Source organism: Actinoplanes sp. NPDC051343 (genome assembly GCF_044455125.1).
In the GTDB taxonomy this organism is placed as follows: domain Bacteria; phylum Actinomycetota; class Actinomycetes; order Mycobacteriales; family Micromonosporaceae; genus Actinoplanes.
In genome coordinates, this window is record NZ_JBITEL010000005.1 from 81649 (window position 1) to 98956 (window position 17308).

17 protein-coding genes are annotated in these 17308 nt (G+C 70.2%); 10 read left to right on the forward strand and 7 right to left on the reverse strand.

Features of this window, described 5'->3' with window-relative positions:
- Positions 1 to 62: 62 nt before the first annotated feature.
- Positions 63 to 1064, reverse strand: a complete 1002-nt coding sequence (locus ACIA5C_RS17895; RefSeq protein WP_396055815.1) for an RNA polymerase sigma factor RpoD/SigA — start codon at positions 1062 to 1064, stop codon at positions 63 to 65.
- A gap of 570 nt (positions 1065 to 1634) precedes the next feature.
- Between ACIA5C_RS17895 and ACIA5C_RS17900 the strand changes: the two genes are divergently transcribed.
- Positions 1635 to 2324 (forward strand): SDR family NAD(P)-dependent oxidoreductase, encoded by a 690-nt coding sequence (locus tag ACIA5C_RS17900; protein WP_396055817.1) that lies wholly within the window; start codon positions 1635 to 1637, stop codon positions 2322 to 2324.
- Positions 2325 to 2502: 178 nt separating this feature from the next.
- On the opposite strand, the gene ACIA5C_RS17905 is transcribed toward ACIA5C_RS17900, so the two are convergent.
- Complete coding sequence (locus tag ACIA5C_RS17905) at positions 2503 to 3213, reverse strand: dTMP kinase (protein WP_396055819.1); 711 nt, start codon at positions 3211 to 3213, stop codon at positions 2503 to 2505.
- Between the two features lie 153 nt (positions 3214 to 3366).
- Here ACIA5C_RS17905 and ACIA5C_RS17910 point away from each other — a divergent pair, with 153 nt between their 5' ends.
- The 7 genes from ACIA5C_RS17910 (at position 3367) to ACIA5C_RS17940 (ending at position 8582) form a co-directional block, all read left to right on the forward strand.
- Complete coding sequence (locus tag ACIA5C_RS17910) at positions 3367 to 3951, forward strand: nucleotidyltransferase domain-containing protein (RefSeq protein ID WP_396055821.1); 585 nt, start codon at positions 3367 to 3369, stop codon at positions 3949 to 3951.
- A 1-nt stretch (position 3952) separates the two neighbouring features.
- Positions 3953 to 4201 carry a hypothetical protein gene (locus tag ACIA5C_RS17915; RefSeq protein WP_396055823.1) on the forward strand — a complete coding sequence of 83 codons (249 nt, stop codon included), beginning with the start codon at positions 3953 to 3955 and terminating at the stop codon, positions 4199 to 4201.
- Positions 4198 to 4950, forward strand: a complete 753-nt coding sequence (locus tag ACIA5C_RS17920) for a metallophosphoesterase (protein ID WP_396055825.1) — start codon at positions 4198 to 4200, stop codon at positions 4948 to 4950. Before ACIA5C_RS17915 ends, ACIA5C_RS17920 begins: the two co-directional genes overlap by 4 nt.
- A 36-nt stretch (positions 4951 to 4986) precedes the next feature.
- Positions 4987 to 5130, forward strand: coding sequence for a GPGG-motif small membrane protein (locus tag ACIA5C_RS17925; protein WP_364108488.1), 144 nt, complete (start codon positions 4987 to 4989; stop codon positions 5128 to 5130).
- Between the two features lie 158 nt (positions 5131 to 5288).
- Entirely contained in the window at positions 5289 to 6197 is a 909-nt protein-coding gene (locus ACIA5C_RS17930) for an MHYT domain-containing protein (protein ID WP_396055828.1), read from the forward strand.
- Positions 6198 to 6239: 42 nt separating this feature from the next.
- Positions 6240 to 6956 (forward strand): HD domain-containing protein, encoded by a 717-nt coding sequence (locus tag ACIA5C_RS17935; protein WP_396055830.1) that lies wholly within the window; start codon positions 6240 to 6242, stop codon positions 6954 to 6956.
- Positions 6957 to 6980: 24 nt separating this feature from the next.
- Positions 6981 to 8582, forward strand: coding sequence for a glycoside hydrolase family 13 protein (locus ACIA5C_RS17940; protein WP_396055832.1), 1602 nt, complete (start codon positions 6981 to 6983; stop codon positions 8580 to 8582).
- Here ACIA5C_RS17940 and ACIA5C_RS17945 read toward each other — a convergent pair.
- From ACIA5C_RS17945 to xylA, 3 genes are read right to left on the reverse strand one after another with little or no spacing between them, the layout of a single operon-like run.
- Positions 8493 to 9950 (reverse strand): MFS transporter, encoded by a 1458-nt coding sequence (locus tag ACIA5C_RS17945; RefSeq protein ID WP_396055834.1) that lies wholly within the window; start codon positions 9948 to 9950, stop codon positions 8493 to 8495. The genes ACIA5C_RS17940 and ACIA5C_RS17945 overlap by 90 nt on opposite strands.
- A 22-nt stretch (positions 9951 to 9972) precedes the next feature.
- Positions 9973 to 11373, reverse strand: coding sequence for a xylulokinase (xylB, locus tag ACIA5C_RS17950; protein WP_396055836.1), 1401 nt, complete (start codon positions 11371 to 11373; stop codon positions 9973 to 9975).
- Positions 11374 to 11375: 2 nt separating this feature from the next.
- On the reverse strand, positions 11376 to 12563 hold the full coding sequence (gene xylA, locus ACIA5C_RS17955) for a xylose isomerase (RefSeq protein ID WP_396055838.1): 1188 nt from the start codon (positions 12561 to 12563) through the stop codon (positions 11376 to 11378).
- Positions 12564 to 12649: 86 nt separating this feature from the next.
- Between xylA and ACIA5C_RS17960 the strand changes: the two genes are divergently transcribed.
- The gene (locus ACIA5C_RS17960; protein ID WP_396055840.1) at positions 12650 to 13756 is read left to right on the forward strand and encodes an ROK family protein; all 1107 of its coding nucleotides are present in this window, start codon (positions 12650 to 12652) and stop codon (positions 13754 to 13756) included.
- Here the strand turns inward: ACIA5C_RS17960 and ACIA5C_RS17965 are convergent, their stop codons facing one another.
- Positions 13757 to 14233, reverse strand: coding sequence for a MarR family winged helix-turn-helix transcriptional regulator (locus ACIA5C_RS17965; protein WP_396055842.1), 477 nt, complete (start codon positions 14231 to 14233; stop codon positions 13757 to 13759).
- A 51-nt stretch (positions 14234 to 14284) separates the two neighbouring features.
- Between ACIA5C_RS17965 and ACIA5C_RS17970 the strand changes: the two genes are divergently transcribed.
- The gene (locus tag ACIA5C_RS17970) at positions 14285 to 15415 is read left to right on the forward strand and encodes a PP2C family protein-serine/threonine phosphatase (protein ID WP_396055844.1); all 1131 of its coding nucleotides are present in this window, start codon (positions 14285 to 14287) and stop codon (positions 15413 to 15415) included.
- A gap of 25 nt (positions 15416 to 15440) precedes the next feature.
- On the opposite strand, the gene ACIA5C_RS17975 is transcribed toward ACIA5C_RS17970, so the two are convergent.
- A complete protein-coding gene (locus ACIA5C_RS17975) occupies positions 15441 to 17138 on the reverse strand; it encodes a VWA domain-containing protein (protein WP_396055846.1) in 1698 nt (565 codons plus the stop codon).
- Positions 17139 to 17308 lie beyond the last annotated feature (170 nt).

Below are 17308 nucleotides of genomic sequence, written 5' to 3' on the forward strand. Positions count from 1 at the left end.
CGGATCCACGTAGCAGAAAAGGCCGGTACCCCTCGCGGGGTACCGGCCTTTTACGTCGTTGCTCAAGCGGCCTGCAGGCCCTCGGCCCGGGCGAGCTCACGCAGCCGGCCCAACGCCTGGATCTCCAGCTGGCGGATGCGCTCCCGGCTGAGCGAGAAGCGCGAAGCCACCTCGGTCAGCGAGTGCTCCCGGCCGTCCTCGAGCCCGTAGCGCGCCCGCATGATGCCGGCCGAACGGTCGTCGAGGTGGTTGAGCAGGCCCTCGATGCGCTGCCGCTCCAGTGCGGTCAGCACGATCTCTTCCGGCGACGGCGCGTCGCTGTCGGCCACCAGGTCACCCAGGTTGGTGTCGCCGTCGTCGCCGACCGGCGTGTCCAGGGAGACGGTGTCCTGGGCCCAGCGAGTGAGCTCGTTGACCCGCTCGACGGTCACGCCCAGAGACGCCGCGATCTGCTCGGGCTCCGGGTCGCCGCCCAGCTCACGGACGAGCTGACGGGTCACGTTGCGCATCCGGTTGACGTCCTCGACCAGGTGCACGGGCAGCCGGACGGTGCGCTCCTGCTGGGCGATCGCGCGGCTGATGGCCTGGCGAACCCACCAGGTCGCGTACGTCGAGAACTTGTAGCCGCGCTCGTAGTCGAACTTCTCGACCGCGCGGACCAGACCGGTGTTGCCCTCCTGGATCAGATCGAGCATCGGCATGCCCGAACGCACGTAGCGCCGGGCAATCGAGACGACCAGCCGCAGGTTGGCCCGGATGAACAGGTCCTTGGCCTTGGAGCCCTCGGTGACCAGGCGCTCCAGCTCTTCCCGGCTCACACCACGCCGGACCTCACCAGAGTCGAGAAGAAACTCGGCATAGAGGCCCGCCTCGATTGCCTTGGAGAGCTCGACCTCCCTGGCAGCATCCAACAGTGGCGTCCGGGAGATCTCGTGCAGGTAGACTCCGACGAGGTCGCGCTCCTCGGCGACCTGGTCGGTCCGCATCACGGTGTTCTTCTCCACGTTGCCCACGGTCCCCTCATTGCCTTCACGAATCCCGTTACGGGTGTTACCTGCGTTCATCAGCGCGCCCCGTAACGTCCGCGGTTCGTGCATTGCGGTTGCTGACATCTACACAACAAATGGCGGCCAGTGCTTGATTCCGGCTGGTGGGTCGAAAGTGTCACGAATGTCTGGGCGGTAGCTGAGAGCCGAGTGCAGACTTGCTGTGGAGGGCTCCGCAGCGGGCTTTTCTGACCGCGTCTCGGCTCAGTTCCGCGCACAGACGCATACCCGTTGTGGGCTCCATGACACCATCGGCCTCTCATCCGTCACAGCGACGGGCATCACCGGGGGCTTGGGATGCTCGTCACTACCCTGTACGGCCAGCCGGCTCTCCAGGTTCACGTGCAGCATCGACCGGTTGCTGACAGCCTGAAACAAAAGGCCTCAGCAAAAGATCCCGTCACACTGCCGAACGGGACCACCTGCCACAATGCGGCACGCGACGCCGCAGTTCACTCGCCCGACCGGGTGACTCCCTCTTCCGGTGACCACCCTTTCGCCAACGGTTCGGAGCCGTTCGGCCATCCCGATGGGTCAGTGACGAAAAGCACAGGCGTGCGGGCGGGCCGGCGTGCTCGGATGATCCGCATGAACACCCCGGGAACCGCACTGATCACCGGCGGAACGGGTGGCCTGGGAGCCGCCACCGTCTCCGCCTTCCTGGCCGGCGGATGGCGCGTGGTCGCGCCGGTGCGGCCGGGTTCGGCGGGACGCCTCGCGGAAGGCGCGATCGCCGTCGAAAGCGATCTGAGTGTCGCGGCGGAGGTCGAAGCCGCGGTCCGCGTCGCGGCCGGGGCGGATGACGCGCCGCTGCGCGCCGTGGTCAACGTCGCCGGAGGATACGGCGGGGGCGCGCTGGTCGGCGACACCCCGGTCGAGGACTTCGAGGCCATGCTGACCCGTAACCTGCGCCCGACCTATCTGGTGACCTCGGGCGCCCTGCCACACCTGGTGGCGGCGGGCGGCGGCTCGATCGTGTGCGTGTCGTCGCGGGCGGCGGTCTCCCCGTTCGCCGGGGCGGCCGGCTACGTGACGGCGAAGGCGGCTGTCCTGGCCTTCGCCGGTGCGGTCGCGGTCGAATACCGCAAGCAGGGTGTGCGCTGCAACACGGTGCTGCCGAGCATCATCGACACCCCGGCCAACCGCCGCGATCAGCCGGACGCCGACCACGGCAGGTGGGTCTCCCCGGACGAGATCGCGCGGGTCATCCTGTTTCTGGCCTCGGACGCTTCGGGCCCGACGAGCGGCGCTCAGATCCCGGTCTACGGCCGGGCCTGAGTCCCCGACCCCGCGGCCAACGCGCCTCCGGTGGACCGCGCGGATCACGAGGCGCCGCGCTGCGCTTCCGAGTGGGCCGAAGCGCGGCGCTGCGCCTTCGAGCGGGCCGAAGCGGGCGACGTGGTCCCGGGCGGGTCATGCGGCGCCGGGGACGCGGGGTTGGGCGGGTGGGGCGGGCTTAGAACACCTCGGCCAATTGGCGGCCGAGTGCGGCGGCGCCGGCGAGGACCGGGGTGCCGGCCAGGACGGTGGCGCGGATCCTGGCGCGGTGGGCGGGCTCGGGGGCTACCGCGGGCAGGGCGGCCCGGATGCCGGCCGCCACCTCGTCGGGGGTGCCGTTGCCGTCGACGACCACGAAGGCCGGGAACTCCGGCAGTGAGCGGTAGGCGGCGGACGAGGCGACCAGGTAGTCGAGGGTTTCGTGGTCGTAGCCGCGAGTGTCGATGCGGTGCTGGGCGGTGCGCGGGTCGACCGTCAGCAGGACGGTCACGTCGGGAGCCGGGAACAGGCGGTAGGCGAGGCGGGCGCGGCGCTCGGCGGCCGGGGCGGCGGAACGGGCGCGGAGGCTGGCGTACTGGCAGGCGGCGTAGCGGTCCATGACCGCGATCTCGCCGGTCAGGGTGCGCCGGAGCAGCGTGCGGAGGATCGCCAGCCAGCGCAGGACCGACTCGGCGAAGAGCATCCGGCGGCTGCCCAGCAGGGCGTCGGCGTCGGCGCGGCCCAGGCGGGCGGCGAGGCGGCCGAACCAGCGGCGGCCACCCGCGTGACGGAAGTAGGTGGCGGGCAGCCCTACGGCGGCCAGCTCGGCCGCGAGGCGGCGGGCCTGGGTCGTCTTGCCGGAACCGTCGGGACCGATCAGGGCGATGGTGCGTACCGGGCGGGGCTGCATGTGAACCAACGGTATCCGGCGCGGTCACGCAGGGTTCTCCGGCGACGCTGCTGCCGGGCGTACAGAATGGGGTTGAAGCAGTTGATTTTGACCTTGGCCCCGGGTGGGTAGTCCTTATCGGTACAGACCACGTATCACCACAGGGGGATATTCATGCCGCACCGGGTTGACGAGGGGCTGGCCGGAACGCTGAAGTGGGTGGCCGCGACGTTGAAGGCGGCCGACATCCCGTTCGCGCTCGGGGGCAGCTTCGCGGTGTACGCCCACGGTGGCCATTCCAGCGATCACGACGTCGACTTCCTGATCCGCGAGCAGGACAAGGAACCGGCGCTCGCCGAGCTGGCCAAGGTCGGCTTCCGGGTCGAGCAGCCGCCCGAGGACTGGCTGGTCAAGGTCTACGACGAGGACCGGATGGTCGACCTGATCTATCGGCCGGTGGAGTCGCCGGTGACCGACGAGACGCTGGCCGACACGTCGCGGATCTCGGTCGAGGCCATCTACATGCCGGTGATCTCGGCCAGCCGGTTGATGGTGCACAAGCTGCTCAGCTACAGCCAGCACTACTGCGACTTCGCCACCGGGCTGCCGATCGCCCGCTCGCTGCGCGAGCAGATCGACTGGGCGCGGGTGCGGAGGGAGACGGCCAAGTCACCGTACGCCGAAGCGTTCATGCTGCTGCTCGACCGGCTGGACGTCGTGCCGCTCGGCGACGACGACGACATCAAGGTGGGTGGTTGAGATGACGAAGCAGATCGACCTGGAGGCAGAGATCCAGCGGCTGCTGACCGAGAACGACCGGGTCGCCGAACAGGGCATCACCGTGCAGCGCCGGGACCACCAGGTGGTGCTCGGCGGCGAGGTGGAGAGCGGGCAGCGGCGCGACGAGATCTGCCGGCAGATCACCGAGCACTTCCCGGACGTCGAGATCGTGTGTGACATCGGCGTCACCCGGGCCCAGGCGCCCAGCGAGGTGGAGGAGATTTCATGATCCGGATCGCCGCCGTCGGCGACGTCCACGTGGACAAGGACGTGGTGGGCCGCTACCGGCCCGCCCTGGAAGAGCTGCCGGAGCGGGCCGACGCGCTGCTGGTCGCCGGCGACCTGACCCGGCACGGCACGATCGACGAGGCGAAGTGCTTCGCGACCGAGTTCGGCGGGCTCGGCGTGCCGGTCGTGGTGGTACTGGGCAATCACGACCACCAGAGCGACCAGCAGGACGCGGTCACCAAGACGATCGAGGACGCCGGGATCACCGTGCTGGAGGGCGCGGCGACCGTGCTCGAGCTGCACGGGCACCGGCTCGGCATCGCCGGCACCAAGGGCTTCGGCGGCGGGTTCGCCGGGGCGTGCGCCAGCAATTTCGGCGAACGCGAGATGAAGGACTTCGTCGCCACCACCGAGAGGTACGCGGCGAGCCTCGGTGAGGCGCTGCGCTCGGTGCAGTGCGACGCGCTGGTGGCGCTCACCCACTACGCCCCGGTGCCGGAGACGTTGGTCGGCGAGCCGCTCGAGATCTACGCGTTCCTCGGGTGCTATCAGCTCGGCCAGGCGATCGACTCGGCGCCGACCGCGCTCGCCCTGCACGGGCACGCGCACCACGGGTCGGAGCGGGGGCGTACCCCGGGAGGAGTACCCGTACGCAACGTGGCCCACCCGGTGATCAAACAGGCGTACAACGTCTACCAGCTGCTCTCCGATCAGGACGAGGTGGACAGCGAGCTCGCCGGAGTTTCCTAGGTTTTCGATTTCGGACGTCCGGGTAATCGCCAGGTCATGGACACACTCCTCTGGATCCTTGCAGTCATCCTGGTGGTCGCCGGTATCTTCGCGCTGTTCCGGCGGCAGCTCCTCTGGGGCATCGTGCTGATCATCGTCGGACTTCTGGTGGGCCCCGGCGGCGTCAGCATCTTCACCTGACCGGCCCGTGCATCTCGACTCCCCCGCCGGGGTCACCTGATCAGGTGGCCCCGGTTTCCTTTGTCCGGCCACATGCGCACTCTGCGTCCGCTGACTGGCCACCGAAACCTGACTGAATCGCTCGCGAACGATTCTTCGATCTTCGCGAGGTGCGGTCCGTGGCCCATGTCCATCACTTCACGTACGGAGCATTCAACCCGATCGCTGCGTTCCTGCTGGCGTTCCTGGGGTCCTTCTTCGGGTTGCTCGGCACCAGACGGGCCCGCGACGCGCGTACGAGAAGCCGGCGCAACCGCTGGCTGGCGATCGCGGCCTTCGCGATCGGTGGTGGCGCGATCTGGCTGATGCACTTCGCGGCCATGCTCGGTTTCGACGTGCCGGACAGCCCGGTGCGCTACTCGATCCCGATGACCGTCGTCAGCTTCGCGTTCGCCGTGGTCACCGTCGGCATCGGGCTGCTGGTCGTGGGCAACGGGCGGCGCAGCCTGCCCAAGGTGGTGGCGTCCGGGCTGCTGACCGGCATCGGCGTGCTGGCCATGCACTACAGCGGCATGGAGGGCCTGCACGTCGCCGGCGTCGTCCACTACAACGTGATGCTGGTCGTCGCGTCCGGGATCATCGCCGTGGTGGCGTCCACGATCGCCCTCTGGTTCACCGTCTCGGTGCGCGGCTATGGACCGACCGCCGCGGCCGCCGGAATCATGGCGGTGGCGGTGTGCGGCATGCACTACACCGGGATGGCCGCGATGTCGGTGCAGCTGCGACCGATCACCCCGGGCGACGTCAAGGGCCTGGCCCCACTCGCGATGATCATCCCGATCACGCTGATCACCGCCGCCTGCGTGGTCGGGGTGGCCCTCGCGGCGCTCCAGGCCATGACCGAGGAGGAGTTCACCGACGGCGCGACCCTGCCGCGGGGTGGCGTGCACGCCGAGTCGGTCAACATCTGGTCGCTCAAACAGGCGTCGATGAACGCCAACCGGCGTCCACCGTCCGGGGCCCGGCCCTCACCCCGGCCGGTGCCGCTGCGACCCACCTCGGGTGGCAACGGCACAGTTGGTAGCTGATCGCGACCTAATCGGGCGGACGGTCGGGTATATCTGTTCGGCATGGCGCCCAGGATGCTGCTGTCGATGCCGCTGCACGCGATCACTGAGGTCTACGGCGAGGACGGGCTGCGCGACCGCTTCCTGATGGAGCTGGAGCCGTTTCCGGCCACCGAGCACGAGACGCTGGTCGAAGCCCTCGGTCTGGCGGCCCGGCTGCACGCCGGTGATCGCCGGGTGCGCGAGCCCTACCTCAACCACCTGCTGCGGGTCGCGATCCGGATCATCCGCTACTACGGGGTGCACGACGTCGACGTGCTGACCGCGGCGCTGCTGCACGACGCGGTCGAGGATCACCCGGAGGAGCTGGCCGGCTTCGCCGGGGGCACCCACACCGAGCTGACCGACGCCGCGCTGGCCGAGCTCTCGCGGCGGTTCAACCCGCGGGTGGCCGAGCTGGTCCGGTCGGTCACCAACCCGGAGTACGACCCGGGCCGGGACCGCCACGAGCAGTACCGAGCCCACGTCGCCGAGAGCCTGGAACGCGACCCGTGGGCCCGGGTCATCAAGGTGTCCGACTTCACCGACAACGGCGTGGGGGTCGTGCACACCACACTCGACAAGGCGACCTCGGCCGCGACGAAGTACCGCCCGCTCGTGCCGAAGCTGCGTGAGCTGGTCGGACGCCCCGACACCCCGCTGTCGATCGAGGCGAAGGATCACATCCTCGACCAGCTCGACCTGGCCGAGGAGAGATTCGCGGCCATCCTGGATGACTGATCCTTCACGACTAACGTCGCAGGTATGCCTCCCACTGAACACTGGTGGCGCGATGCCGTCATCTACCAGGTCTACCCACGATCGTTCGCGGACAGCGACGGCGACGGCATGGGCGACCTGCCAGGCATCACCGCCCGCCTCCCTCAGCTGCGCGACCTCGGCGTCGACGCGGTCTGGCTCTCACCCTTCTATCCCTCGCCGCAGCACGACGCCGGCTACGACGTGGCCGACTACCGGTCGGTCGACCCGCGCTTCGGCGACCTCGGCGCGGCCGACAAGCTGATCGCCGAGGCACACGACCTCGACCTCAAGGTGATCATCGACCTGGTGCCCAACCACACGTCGACCGAGCACGAGTGGTTCCGCGCCGCGCTGGCGGCCGGGCCGGGCAGCCCGGAGCGGGCCCGCTACATTTTCCGCGACCAGCCGGCCAACTCGTGGCAGAGCGTCTTCGGCGGCAGTGCGTGGGAGCAGGTCGCCGACGGTCAGTGGTACCTGCACCTGTTCGACGTCTCCCAGCCCGACCTCGACTGGGGCAATCCGGAAGTGCGGGCGGAGTTCGTAGGCATCCTGCGGTTCTGGCTCGACCGGGGCGTCGACGGCTTCCGGGTCGACGTGGCGCACGGCCTGGTCAAGGAGTCCAGCCTGGCCGAGTGGACCGGGCCGACCGAGATCCTCAAGGATCCCGACCCGGACGCCGCCCGGCCGCCGATGTGGGACCAGGAAGGCGTGCACGACATCTACCGGGAGTGGCGCGCAGTGCTCGACGAGTACCCCGGCCCGCGCATCCTGGTCGCCGAGGCGTGGGTGACGCCCGAGGAGCGACTGGCCCGGTACGTACGGCCGGACGAGATGCACCAGGCGTTCAACTTCCCGTTCCTGGTCGCGTCGTGGCAGGCGGCGCTGAGACGCGAGGTGATCGACTCCTCGCTGGCCGCCACCTCGGCGGTCGGCGCGCCCACCACATGGGTGCTGTCCAACCACGACGTGGTGCGGCACGCGACACGCTTCGGCTATCCACCGGTCGAGGGCCGGATGCTCGGCATCGGCGCCGGCGACCCGCAGCCCGACATCGGCCTCGGCCTGCGCCGGGCCCGGGCGGCCAGCCTGCAGATGCTGGCCCTGCCCGGCTCGGCCTACCTCTATCAGGGTGAGGAGCTGGGGCTGCCCGAGCACACCACGCTGCCCGACGACCATCGGCAGGACCCGACCTGGGAGCGCTCCGGGCACACCGAGCGCGGACGCGACGGCTGCCGGGTGCCGATCCCCTGGGAGGCCGACGCGCCGTCGTACGGGTTCGGGCCGTCCGATGCCAGCTGGCTGCCGCAGCCGGCCTCCTGGGCCGAATATGCCCTGGACCGGCAGCGGGACGTGCCGGGGTCGACGTGGGAGCTGTACCGCGCGGCGCTGGACCTGCGGCGCTCGCACGGACTCGGCACTTCGACGCTGACCTGGGCGGAGTCGTCGGAGGAGGTGCTCGCCTTCCGGGTCTCCGACGTGCTGGTGCTGACCAATTTCGGGTCGGCGCCGGTGTCTCTACCGGCCGGGGTGCGGGTCCTGCTCAGCAGTGAGCCGCTCGTCGACGGGCAGGTCCCGGCGGACGTCACGGTCTGGGCGCAGGTCTGAGGCGGTCGCCAGCAGGGCCGCGTGGGTGCCGGCCATGTCTTTGGCGACGGTCTTGCTGGCCAGCCAGTACATGATGCCGGTCGGCACGAAGAAGAACTGGAAGCCGGCCAGGCCGACCGCGTAGTTGAGGGGCGGCGGGAACGCACCGGACAGGCCGCGGAACACCACCGCGACCACCGCGTTCCCGCCCGCCCGGCCGAAGCCGTTGACCAGGTTGCCGAGGCTGTAGACGGTGCCGCGGTGCTCGGGCGGGTTGACGTCGGCCAGCAGGGCGAACCAGTTCGGCGAGTTGGCCGAGGTCAGCATCAACGCGAAGACCGCGGTGGCCAGGCAGAACCCGACCGTCGGCTCGGTGAAGACGTCACCGAGCACCGCCTTGATCACCTGTCCGGAGCTGCCGCCGTCGGGCACCTCGATCTTCATCGGCACGAAGAACAGAACCACGTAGAAGGGCACGGCGGCGAGGACGCCGACGGCCGCGACCAGGGCGCGGCCTCGGGGCGTACGCCGTTGCAGACGGTCACCGACCAGCCCGCCCACGATGCTCAGCGCCCCGCCCAGCTGGAACAGGGTCGCGAAGACGCTGCCGACCAGCACCGCGGTGCCCGAGGAGTAGCCCTGGTGCTCGGCCCGCGAGCGGAACAGCACCGGCAGCCAGACCAGCGAGCCGAACGCGATCTGCGCGGTGCCGCCCTGCAGGATCAGCCAGATGTTGGTGCGCCGGTTGAAGATCACCGGCAGGTCGCGGGGACGGATGCGCTCGTCGTAGTCGACCCCGGCCAGTTCGGGCTGGCTCTCGCCGCGGGGCACGTTGTAGGTGAAGACGTAGGCCAGCGTGGCCACGACCCCGGCCGCCGCGGTGACCAGGAACGGCCGGCGCCAGTCGGCGTGCCCGAGCAGGCCGCCGACCAGGGTGCCGGCCAGCGTGCCGACGCCCTGCGAAAGCCCCCAGAAGCTCATCACGAGGCCGCGGCGCCGGGGCGAGATCAGGTCGCTGACCACGGCGAAGCTGACCGAGGCGACCGCACCGAGCCCGAACGCGGCCACCACCTGGGACGCCAGGAACGAGGGGTAGCCACCGGACAGACCGGACCAGGCGGTGCCGGCCACCCAGATCGCCGTGCCGATGATCAGGACCGGTTTGCGGTCGGTGCGGTCCCCGGCGTACGCCCAGGCGATCGCGGCCACCGCGCTGATCAGGAACATCACCGTGGTCGCCAGGGCGATGTGGCCCTCGCCGACCCCGAACGTGTCGCCGATGCTCCCGTAGAGGGGCGGCACCAGTCCGATCGCGACATTGTCCAGCGAGGCGAGGATCACGAAGACCGCGACGCTGTAGACGCGATGGGCGGTGCCGCCTCTGTTCACGCAGGAGAGGGTAGTCGGTTGATCAGCGGACCCGGTCGATCACCGCGTTCTGGGCCGCGGCGTACTGCTCGCGGATCAGCGGGACGGGCGTGTCCTCGTACGTCTCGGGGGCCTCGGCCGACCAGGTCGGCGCGGCGTCGCCGCCCAGGGTGACCCACGCGGCCTGCCGGGCGGCGCCGTCGGCGACGTATTCACCCGGCGGCGGCACCAGGACCGGCTTGCCGAACAGCGCCGGCGCGATGCGACGGACCGCTTCGCTGCGGGCGCCACCGCCGACCAGCACGATGCGGTTGGCCTGGGCACCGTGCGTGACCAGGGCGTCGAGGCCGTCGGCGAGGGCGCACAGCATGCCCTCGACCGCGGCCCGGGCCAGGTGCGCGGGGTCGGAGGTCTTCAGCGTGAGTCCGTGGATCGCGCCGGTCGCGTCGGGCCGGTTGGGGGTGCGCTCGCCCTGAAGGTAGGGCACCAGGACCAGGCCGTCGGCGCCGGCCGGGGCGGAGAGCGCGAGCCGGGACAGCTCGTCGTGGTCGACGCTCAGCAGCTTGGCCGCGGCGTCGAGCACCCGGGCCGCGTTGAGCGTGACCACGATCGGCAGGAAGCGGCCGGTCGTGTCGGCGAAGCCGGCGACGGCCCCGCTCGGATCGTTGGGCGCCACGTCGGAGGAGACGAAGACGGTGCCCGAGGTGCCGATCGAGACGATCACGTCGCCGGGGAGCGCGCCGGTGCCGAGGGCGGCCGCCGCGTTGTCGCCGGCGCCCGGGCCGAGCGGGGTGCCGTTGCTCAGATGACCCGCGATGCCGGTCGGGCCGAGCACCGCGGGCGTCCTGATCAGGCGACCGAAGCCGAGTTCGAGCAGGTCGGGGCGATATTGGTTGGTGGCCGCCGACCAGTACATGGTGCCGCTGGCGTCGCTGCGGTCGGTCTTGATGTCGTCGATGCTGGTGGACCCGGAGAGTTTCCAGGTCAGCCAGTCGTGCGGCAGGCAGACCGCGGCGACGCGGGCCGCGTTTTCCGGCTCGGTGCGGGCGAGCCAGCGCAGCTTGGTGAGGGTGAAGCTGGCGACCGGGACGATGCCGACCGCGTCCACCCACTTGTCGGGACCCCCGAGTTCGGCGGTCAGGTCGGCGGCCGCGCCGGCGCTGCGGGTGTCGTTCCACAGCAGCGCCGGACGGACCACCTCGCCGTTCTCGTCGAGCACCACCATGCCGTGCTGCTGCCCGGCGACCGAGACGGCCGCGACGTCGTCGAGACCGCCCGCCTCCTCGATGGCCGACTGCAGCGCGGCCCACCAGGCGTCCGGATGCACCTCGGTGCCGTCCGGATGGCTTGCCCGCCCCTGGCGGACCAGTTTGCCGGTCTCCGCGTCACGGATGACCACCTTGCAGGACTGAGTGGAGCTGTCGATCCCGGCGACAAGAGTCATTGTCAGTTGGCCCTCAAGACGTGGTCGATGGCGAGCTGGTGCAGCTTCACGAAACCGTAGCCGGGGCGGCCCGCCGCGTCAGCATCGAAGTCCTCGAACGCCGACCGGTCGTTGAGCAGATCGGTGTAGGTCTCGCCCTCGTTGAGGGTCGGCTTGCGCAGCTCGGCGACCTTGCTGGCGGCCAGGGCCTCCTGCACGGCCGGGTCGGCGCGGAACGCCTGTGCCCGCTCCTTGAGCAGCAGGTACATCCGGATGTTGGCCTTGGCCGACTCCCAGACGCCGTCCATGTCCTCGGTGCGCGACGGCTTGTAGTCGAAGTGCCGCGGGCCCTCGTAGGCCTGGCCACCCTCGGGGTTGCCGTGCTCGAGCAGGTCGACCAGCGCGAACGCGTTGAGCAGGTCGCCGTGGCCGAAGACCAGGTCCTGGTCGAACTTGGGGCCGTGCTGCCCGTTGAGGTCGATGTGGAACAGCTTGCCGTGCCAGAGCGCCTGGGCGATGCCGTGCGCGAAGTTGAGGTTGGACATCTGTTCGTGGCCGACCTCGGGGTTGATGCCGAACAGCTCCGGCCGTTCGAGGTCGTTGACGAACGCGATGGCGTGCCCGGCGGTCGGCAGCAGGATGTCGCCGCGGGGCTCGTTGGGCTTGGGCTCGATCGCGAAGCGCAGGCCGTAGTTCTTGTCCTCGGAGTACTGCGCGAGCAGGTTCAGCGCCTCGGCGTAGCGGTCGAGAGCGGCCTGGATGTCCTTGGCCACGTCGTACTCGGAGCCCTCGCGCCCGCCCCAGAGCACCAGGGTCTTGGCGCCCAGCTCGGCGCCGAGGTCCATCTGGCGCATGACCTTGCGGATCGCGTAACGCCGCACGTTGCGGTCGTTGCTGGTGAGGCCGCCGTCCTTGAACACCGGGTGGGTGAACAGGTTGGTGGTCACCATCGGCACGATCATGCCGGTCTCGTCGAGCGCCTTCTTGAAGTTGGCGATGATGCCGTCGCGGGTGTGCGCGTCGGCGCCGAACGGCACCAGGTCGTCGTCGTGGAACGTGATGCCGTAGGCACCGATCTCGGACAGCTTGTGCACCGACTCGATCGGGTCGAGGGCGGGACGGGTCGCGTCGCCGAACGGGTCCTGTGCCCGCCATCCGACGGTCCACATGCCGAAGGAGAACTTGTCATCGCGCGTGGGTTGGACCGGCACGGTTACCTCCACGTAACAGATCGGATTTGTTTATTGGTTGAATTATTTGAGGGCGGTGTGGCATTGTCAAGGGCGTGACGGGCCGAATGATGACTGCATCCAACGGCCCCGTCCGACAGTCGAGCGTGCGGGCCCATAATCTCGCGCTGGTGCTGCAGACCGTGGCAAACCGGGCAGATCAGCCGTCCCGCGCGGCCATCGCCACGCTCACCGGGCTCACCCGGGCCACCGTTTCCGCGCTGGTCGACGACCTGATCGCGGGCGGGTTGCTGGTCGAGAGGGACCCGCTTCCGCGTACCGGAGCAGGCCGGCCCGCAGCCGGGCTGGCCCTCTCCCCCGACGGACCGGCCGGTCTCGGCCTGGAGATCAACGTCGACTACCTGGCCGCCTGCGTGGTCGACCTGGCCGGCACGGTGCGCCACCGGGCGGTGCGCCCCACCTCTCCGCCCGTCGCGCTGAGCGATCTGGCGTCGCTGGCCGGCGAAGTCGCGGCGGCGGCCTCGGCCGACGGGCTGACCCTGGCCGGAGCGGCGCTGGCGGTGCCCGGCCTGGTCACCCCCGGCGGCATCGTGCGGGTCGCGCCCAACCTGGGATGGCAGGACGTCGACGTGCCCGCCCTCCTCGCGGGCGCGCCCGGACTGGCCGGGCTGTCGATCTCGGTCGACAACGAGGCCAACCTGGCGGCGCTCGGCGAATTGCGGGCGGGCGGGTCGGCGCCGACGTTCCTGTACGTGTCCGGCGAGATCGGCATCGGCGCGGGGATCGTGCTCGACGGAGTGCTGTACCGCGGTGGACGCGGGTGGAGCGGCGAGATCGGGCACGTCACGGTCTATCCGGACGGCCGGCCCTGCCGGTGCGGTGCCAACGGATGCCTCGAGCAGTACGCGGGGCAGTCGCAGGTGGCGGACGATCCGGAACTGGCGGCGTCGGCGCTCGGCATTGCGCTGTCGGCGGTCGTGAATCTTCTCGATATCGGGGTAGTCGTCCTCGGTGGCGCTTATGCACCCGTGTTCGACCAGTTACGGGACGGGATCGAGGCCGAGCTGCGGCGGCGGGTGCTGACCGCGGGGTTGTCGCCGGTGGAGTTGCGGCCGGCGGTGCTCGGTGCGGACGCGGCCATCCGGGGTGCGGCCGACACCGTGGTGCGAGAGGTGCGGGAAAACCCGGCGGCCTGGCTGAGCCGCGCGGTTTGATCAGGCAGACTTGGCCGAGGACTCCCTCGCGTCGCCGGACGCGGCGGCGAACTCGGACAGGCCGCGCAACAGGGCGGCCCGGCCGGACGCCGACATGCGCTCCAGCACGTCGGTGAGCGCGCGTCGGCGGATCGCCCGGAGCTCGCCCAGGAGGGTGCGCGATGACGGCGTCAGGAAAAGCGCGATCTCGCGGCGGTCGGCCCGACCCGGCACCCGTTCGACCAGGCCGGAGGCGACCAGCCGGTCGCAGAGCCGGCTGGCCGAGGAGAGCAGCATCTTGAGCTCGGCGGCCAGCCCACCGAGATTTATGCCTTCGGTCCGCTCGACGGCCAGCAATGCGTTGAGCTGGGGCCAGGAGAGCCGGGGAGTGACCTGCTCCCGCGCGATGTCGAACGCGACCAGCAGGGTTTGCGCGGCGTCATCGATCGCCGCGGCATGCATCGGGTCCGGCCCATCCGGCCCATGGTGAACAGCCATGGTGCAGCAGACACTACCGGTACGGCGGGGCGTCTTCGAGGAGGTTGGCCGGTGATCGAGCGGCTTATCACGGTCCGGCGGATCCTGACCGGCTCGGCAGCCGACGCGCTGCCCGAGCGGCTGGGCGAGACGCTGGCCAAGGAGTACGCCCTCACCGGCACCGAGGTGCTGCTCGTGGACTACCGTCTGGCCGCCCTGCTGCCGGTCTCCGGCGGCGAGCCCGTGACGGGTGCCGGGGAGCCGCCGTGGCACTGCTTCGACCACCAGTCCGAGGTGATCGACGGCACCGATCTCTATCTGCCGGTGACCGCGCGAGGCGAGCGGATCGGGGTGTTGTGCTGCTCCCCCGCGCCGCACGACATCGATGTGCGGGGCGAACTGGCCGAGGTGGCGACGCTGCTCGCGCACGAGTTGCAGGCGGCCGCGGCCGGCAGCGACCGCTACCGGATCGCCGCCCGCACCCGGCGGCTCACACTGGCCGCCGAGATGCAGTGGGAACTGCTGCCCGGGCGCAGCCGCAGCCGGCCGACGTACAGCCTGGCCGGGCAGCTGGAGCCGTCCTACTCCGTGCACGGGGACAGCTTCGACTGGGCCGAGCACGAGGACCGGCTCTATCTGTCGGTGCTCAACGGCATGGGCGAGGGCGTGTCGGCGTCGATGCTGACCGCGCTGGCCACGTACGCGCTGCGCAACGCCCGGCGGGCCGGGATCCCGCTCGCCGACCAGACGGCGCTGGCCGACCAGGCGCTGTTCGCCGAATACCGGGGCGCGCGGCACGTGTCGGCGCTGATGCTGGAGGTCAATCTGGCCGACGGCGAGCTGACCGTGATCGACGCCGGATCACCCCGAATGCTGCTGCTGCGCGACGGCACGGTCGACGATCTGGCGCTGGAGGCGCAGTTCCCGCTCGGCATGTTCGAGGGTTCGGACTACGTGGCGCAGACGTTTCCGCTGCGGCCGGCCGATCGGCTGGTGATCGTCAGCGACGGGGTGGCCGACGCGGCGGCGGCCGCGGGCCGGTACGGGGATGCGGCGCTGATGCGCTTCGTACGGCGTACCCAGGTGATGGCGCCGCTGCAAGCGGTGCGTTCGCTCCTGGGCGACCTGCGCAGCTTCCTCGGCTCGGGCGAGATCGATGACGATGCGGTGGCGGTCTGCCTGGACTGGACCGGGGCCGTCTGACCTGCAGACGACCCCGGTCCGGACGTCAGCCCTGTGCGCCGGTGCGGTTGGCGATCGCCTGCAGGAAGATCTGACCGATCTTGGCCGGGTCCTCCGCGATGAACACGCCGCCGGCCGGCGTCGCGCTCGTGATCGCCTGAAGTTCGTTGCGGTCGACCCCGGTGCCGATGCCGATGATCACCAGGCGGACCGGCCGCTTGGGGTCGTTCAGCTTCTTCAACTGGGAGATCAGCGTGGCCTGGTTGATGCCCTCGGGGTTCTCGTTCACACCGTCCGTGAACAGCAGCACCGAGTTGATCTTGCCGCGCTGCCAGGTGTTTTCCACGTTCTTGTAGGCGGCGAGCACCGTGTCGTAGAGGCCCGTGTCGCCGTCCGGCTTCGGCACGATCTTGGTGATCGCGTTCTGCAGATCGGTGCGCCGGCTCGCCAGCGGACTGATCGGCACGATCTCCTTGTACGGCTTCTTGCCGTCCATGTCGGTCGAGAACAGCCAGGTGCCCACGGCCCACTTGTCGTCGAACAGGGCGAGGCCCTGCGTCGCGGCGCCCTGGGTCACCTTTGCCCGCGTCAGACCGCCCGCGGTCGGCACCGGCTCGGCCATCGAACCGGAGACGTCGAAGACGGCGAGCACCCGGCCGGGCAGCGTGATCGCGGCCCAGGAGCCGAGGGCCTGGCTGAGCGTGCTGGCGTCGAGACCGGCGGCCGCCGAACCGGACGAGTTGGCCGAGGCGGAGACCGCCGGCGAGGCCACCGGAGCCCCGATCGGCTTGGCGAACCCCGTACCGACCGAGCCGTCGGCTGCCCGCAGACCGGCCGTGGCCAGCGCGTCCTTGAACGAGCTGGTCTGCAGCTGGGCCCGCAGCGCCTCGGCCGCGCGCGACTTGGTGATGTCGATCTCGGGCATCACCGCGTACGGGTAGTCAAGCGGCGGCGGGCTCGGCTCCATGTAGAGCGCGACGAGCGGCACCGGCGGCTTCTGCGCGTTGTACGACACCACGTCGGCCTCGGACAGCGGCGCCGCGCTCAGGCTGGTCGCGATGTCGTTGGGGTCGGTGGACTGCGGGAACTTCTGCAGCAGGTCCGGCTTGAGGTTGGAGCTGCCCTGGGCGAGCGCCCGCAGCGCACCGACCTTGACCGCCTGGGCCTTGTCGCCGGCGCCGGCCGCCTGGCCGAGCGCGAGCAGACCGGACAGGCCGGTGGCGTCACGGATCGGGTCGGTGGTGCCGGTGCGGATCTGGGTGTTGGTGGTGAGCAGACCGAGCAGGTCCTTCCACCCCAGTTTCTTGTCGGGCCAGCCGATGGTCTGCGCGACCGGCTCGGGCATGCCGACGATGATCGGGCTCTGCGCCAGTGGCTTGAGATCGGTGGGCGTGAAGCCGGGCGCCTCCGACTTGAGGCGCAGCAGCCACGTCGACGAGTCGGCGACCCAGACGTCGGGCACCGTGACGGTGGCCGGCGCGGCGGGAAGACCGGTCAGCGTGACCTTGTGCTCGCGGGCCACCGCGGACGCGACCGTCGCGGGGAGCATCGCTTGGACGTTGACGGCCACACACGTTCCGTTGACATTCGCTCCGTCCTTGACCCAGCGTTGTGCGGCTGAGCTGACGGCTGGAGCGATCTCCGTGGCGGCGGCGACGTTCAGCTGGATGGAACCGGCGCATTTGTGGTCGGACAGCTGCTGATAGCCGTAGTACGACCCGGTGAGAACGACGACGATCGCCATTGCTGCACCGACGACGCCCGCTCCCCTTATGTGGAAATTCCGACGATGGCGACCTGACACGCGCTCCATACTGCGCATGACCGAACCCGAATGCCATATACGTTCGGCGGAAAGTTACTCGGATTGGCACGTCTTACCCGCCCCCACCACGAACAGTGATGGTCCCATTT

What these genes read in the sequence shown, in the direction of transcription:
- ACIA5C_RS17920 (WP_396055825.1), top strand. Translation starts at nt 4,198, where the DNA reads ATGATCCGGATCGCCGCCGTCGGCGACGTCCACGTGGACAAGGACGTG.
- ACIA5C_RS17905 (WP_396055819.1), bottom strand. Translation starts at nt 3,213, where the DNA reads ATGCAGCCCCGCCCGGTACGCACCATCGCCCTGATCGGTCCCGACGGT.
- ACIA5C_RS17975 (WP_396055846.1), bottom strand. Translation starts at nt 17,138, where the DNA reads ATGGCGATCGTCGTCGTTCTCACCGGGTCGTACTACGGCTATCAGCAG.
- ACIA5C_RS17895 (WP_396055815.1), bottom strand. Translation starts at nt 1,064, where the DNA reads ATGAACGCAGGTAACACCCGTAACGGGATTCGTGAAGGCAATGAGGGG.
- ACIA5C_RS17900 (WP_396055817.1), top strand. Translation starts at nt 1,635, where the DNA reads ATGAACACCCCGGGAACCGCACTGATCACCGGCGGAACGGGTGGCCTG.
- ACIA5C_RS17960 (WP_396055840.1), top strand. Translation starts at nt 12,650, where the DNA reads ATGATGACTGCATCCAACGGCCCCGTCCGACAGTCGAGCGTGCGGGCC.
- ACIA5C_RS17935 (WP_396055830.1), top strand. Translation starts at nt 6,240, where the DNA reads ATGGCGCCCAGGATGCTGCTGTCGATGCCGCTGCACGCGATCACTGAG.
- ACIA5C_RS17915 (WP_396055823.1), top strand. Translation starts at nt 3,953, where the DNA reads ATGACGAAGCAGATCGACCTGGAGGCAGAGATCCAGCGGCTGCTGACC.
- xylB (WP_396055836.1), bottom strand. Translation starts at nt 11,373, where the DNA reads ATGACTCTTGTCGCCGGGATCGACAGCTCCACTCAGTCCTGCAAGGTG.
- ACIA5C_RS17925 (WP_364108488.1), top strand. Translation starts at nt 4,987, where the DNA reads ATGGACACACTCCTCTGGATCCTTGCAGTCATCCTGGTGGTCGCCGGT.
- ACIA5C_RS17965 (WP_396055842.1), bottom strand. Translation starts at nt 14,233, where the DNA reads ATGGCTGTTCACCATGGGCCGGATGGGCCGGACCCGATGCATGCCGCG.
- ACIA5C_RS17910 (WP_396055821.1), top strand. Translation starts at nt 3,367, where the DNA reads ATGCCGCACCGGGTTGACGAGGGGCTGGCCGGAACGCTGAAGTGGGTG.
- ACIA5C_RS17940 (WP_396055832.1), top strand. Translation starts at nt 6,981, where the DNA reads ATGCCTCCCACTGAACACTGGTGGCGCGATGCCGTCATCTACCAGGTC.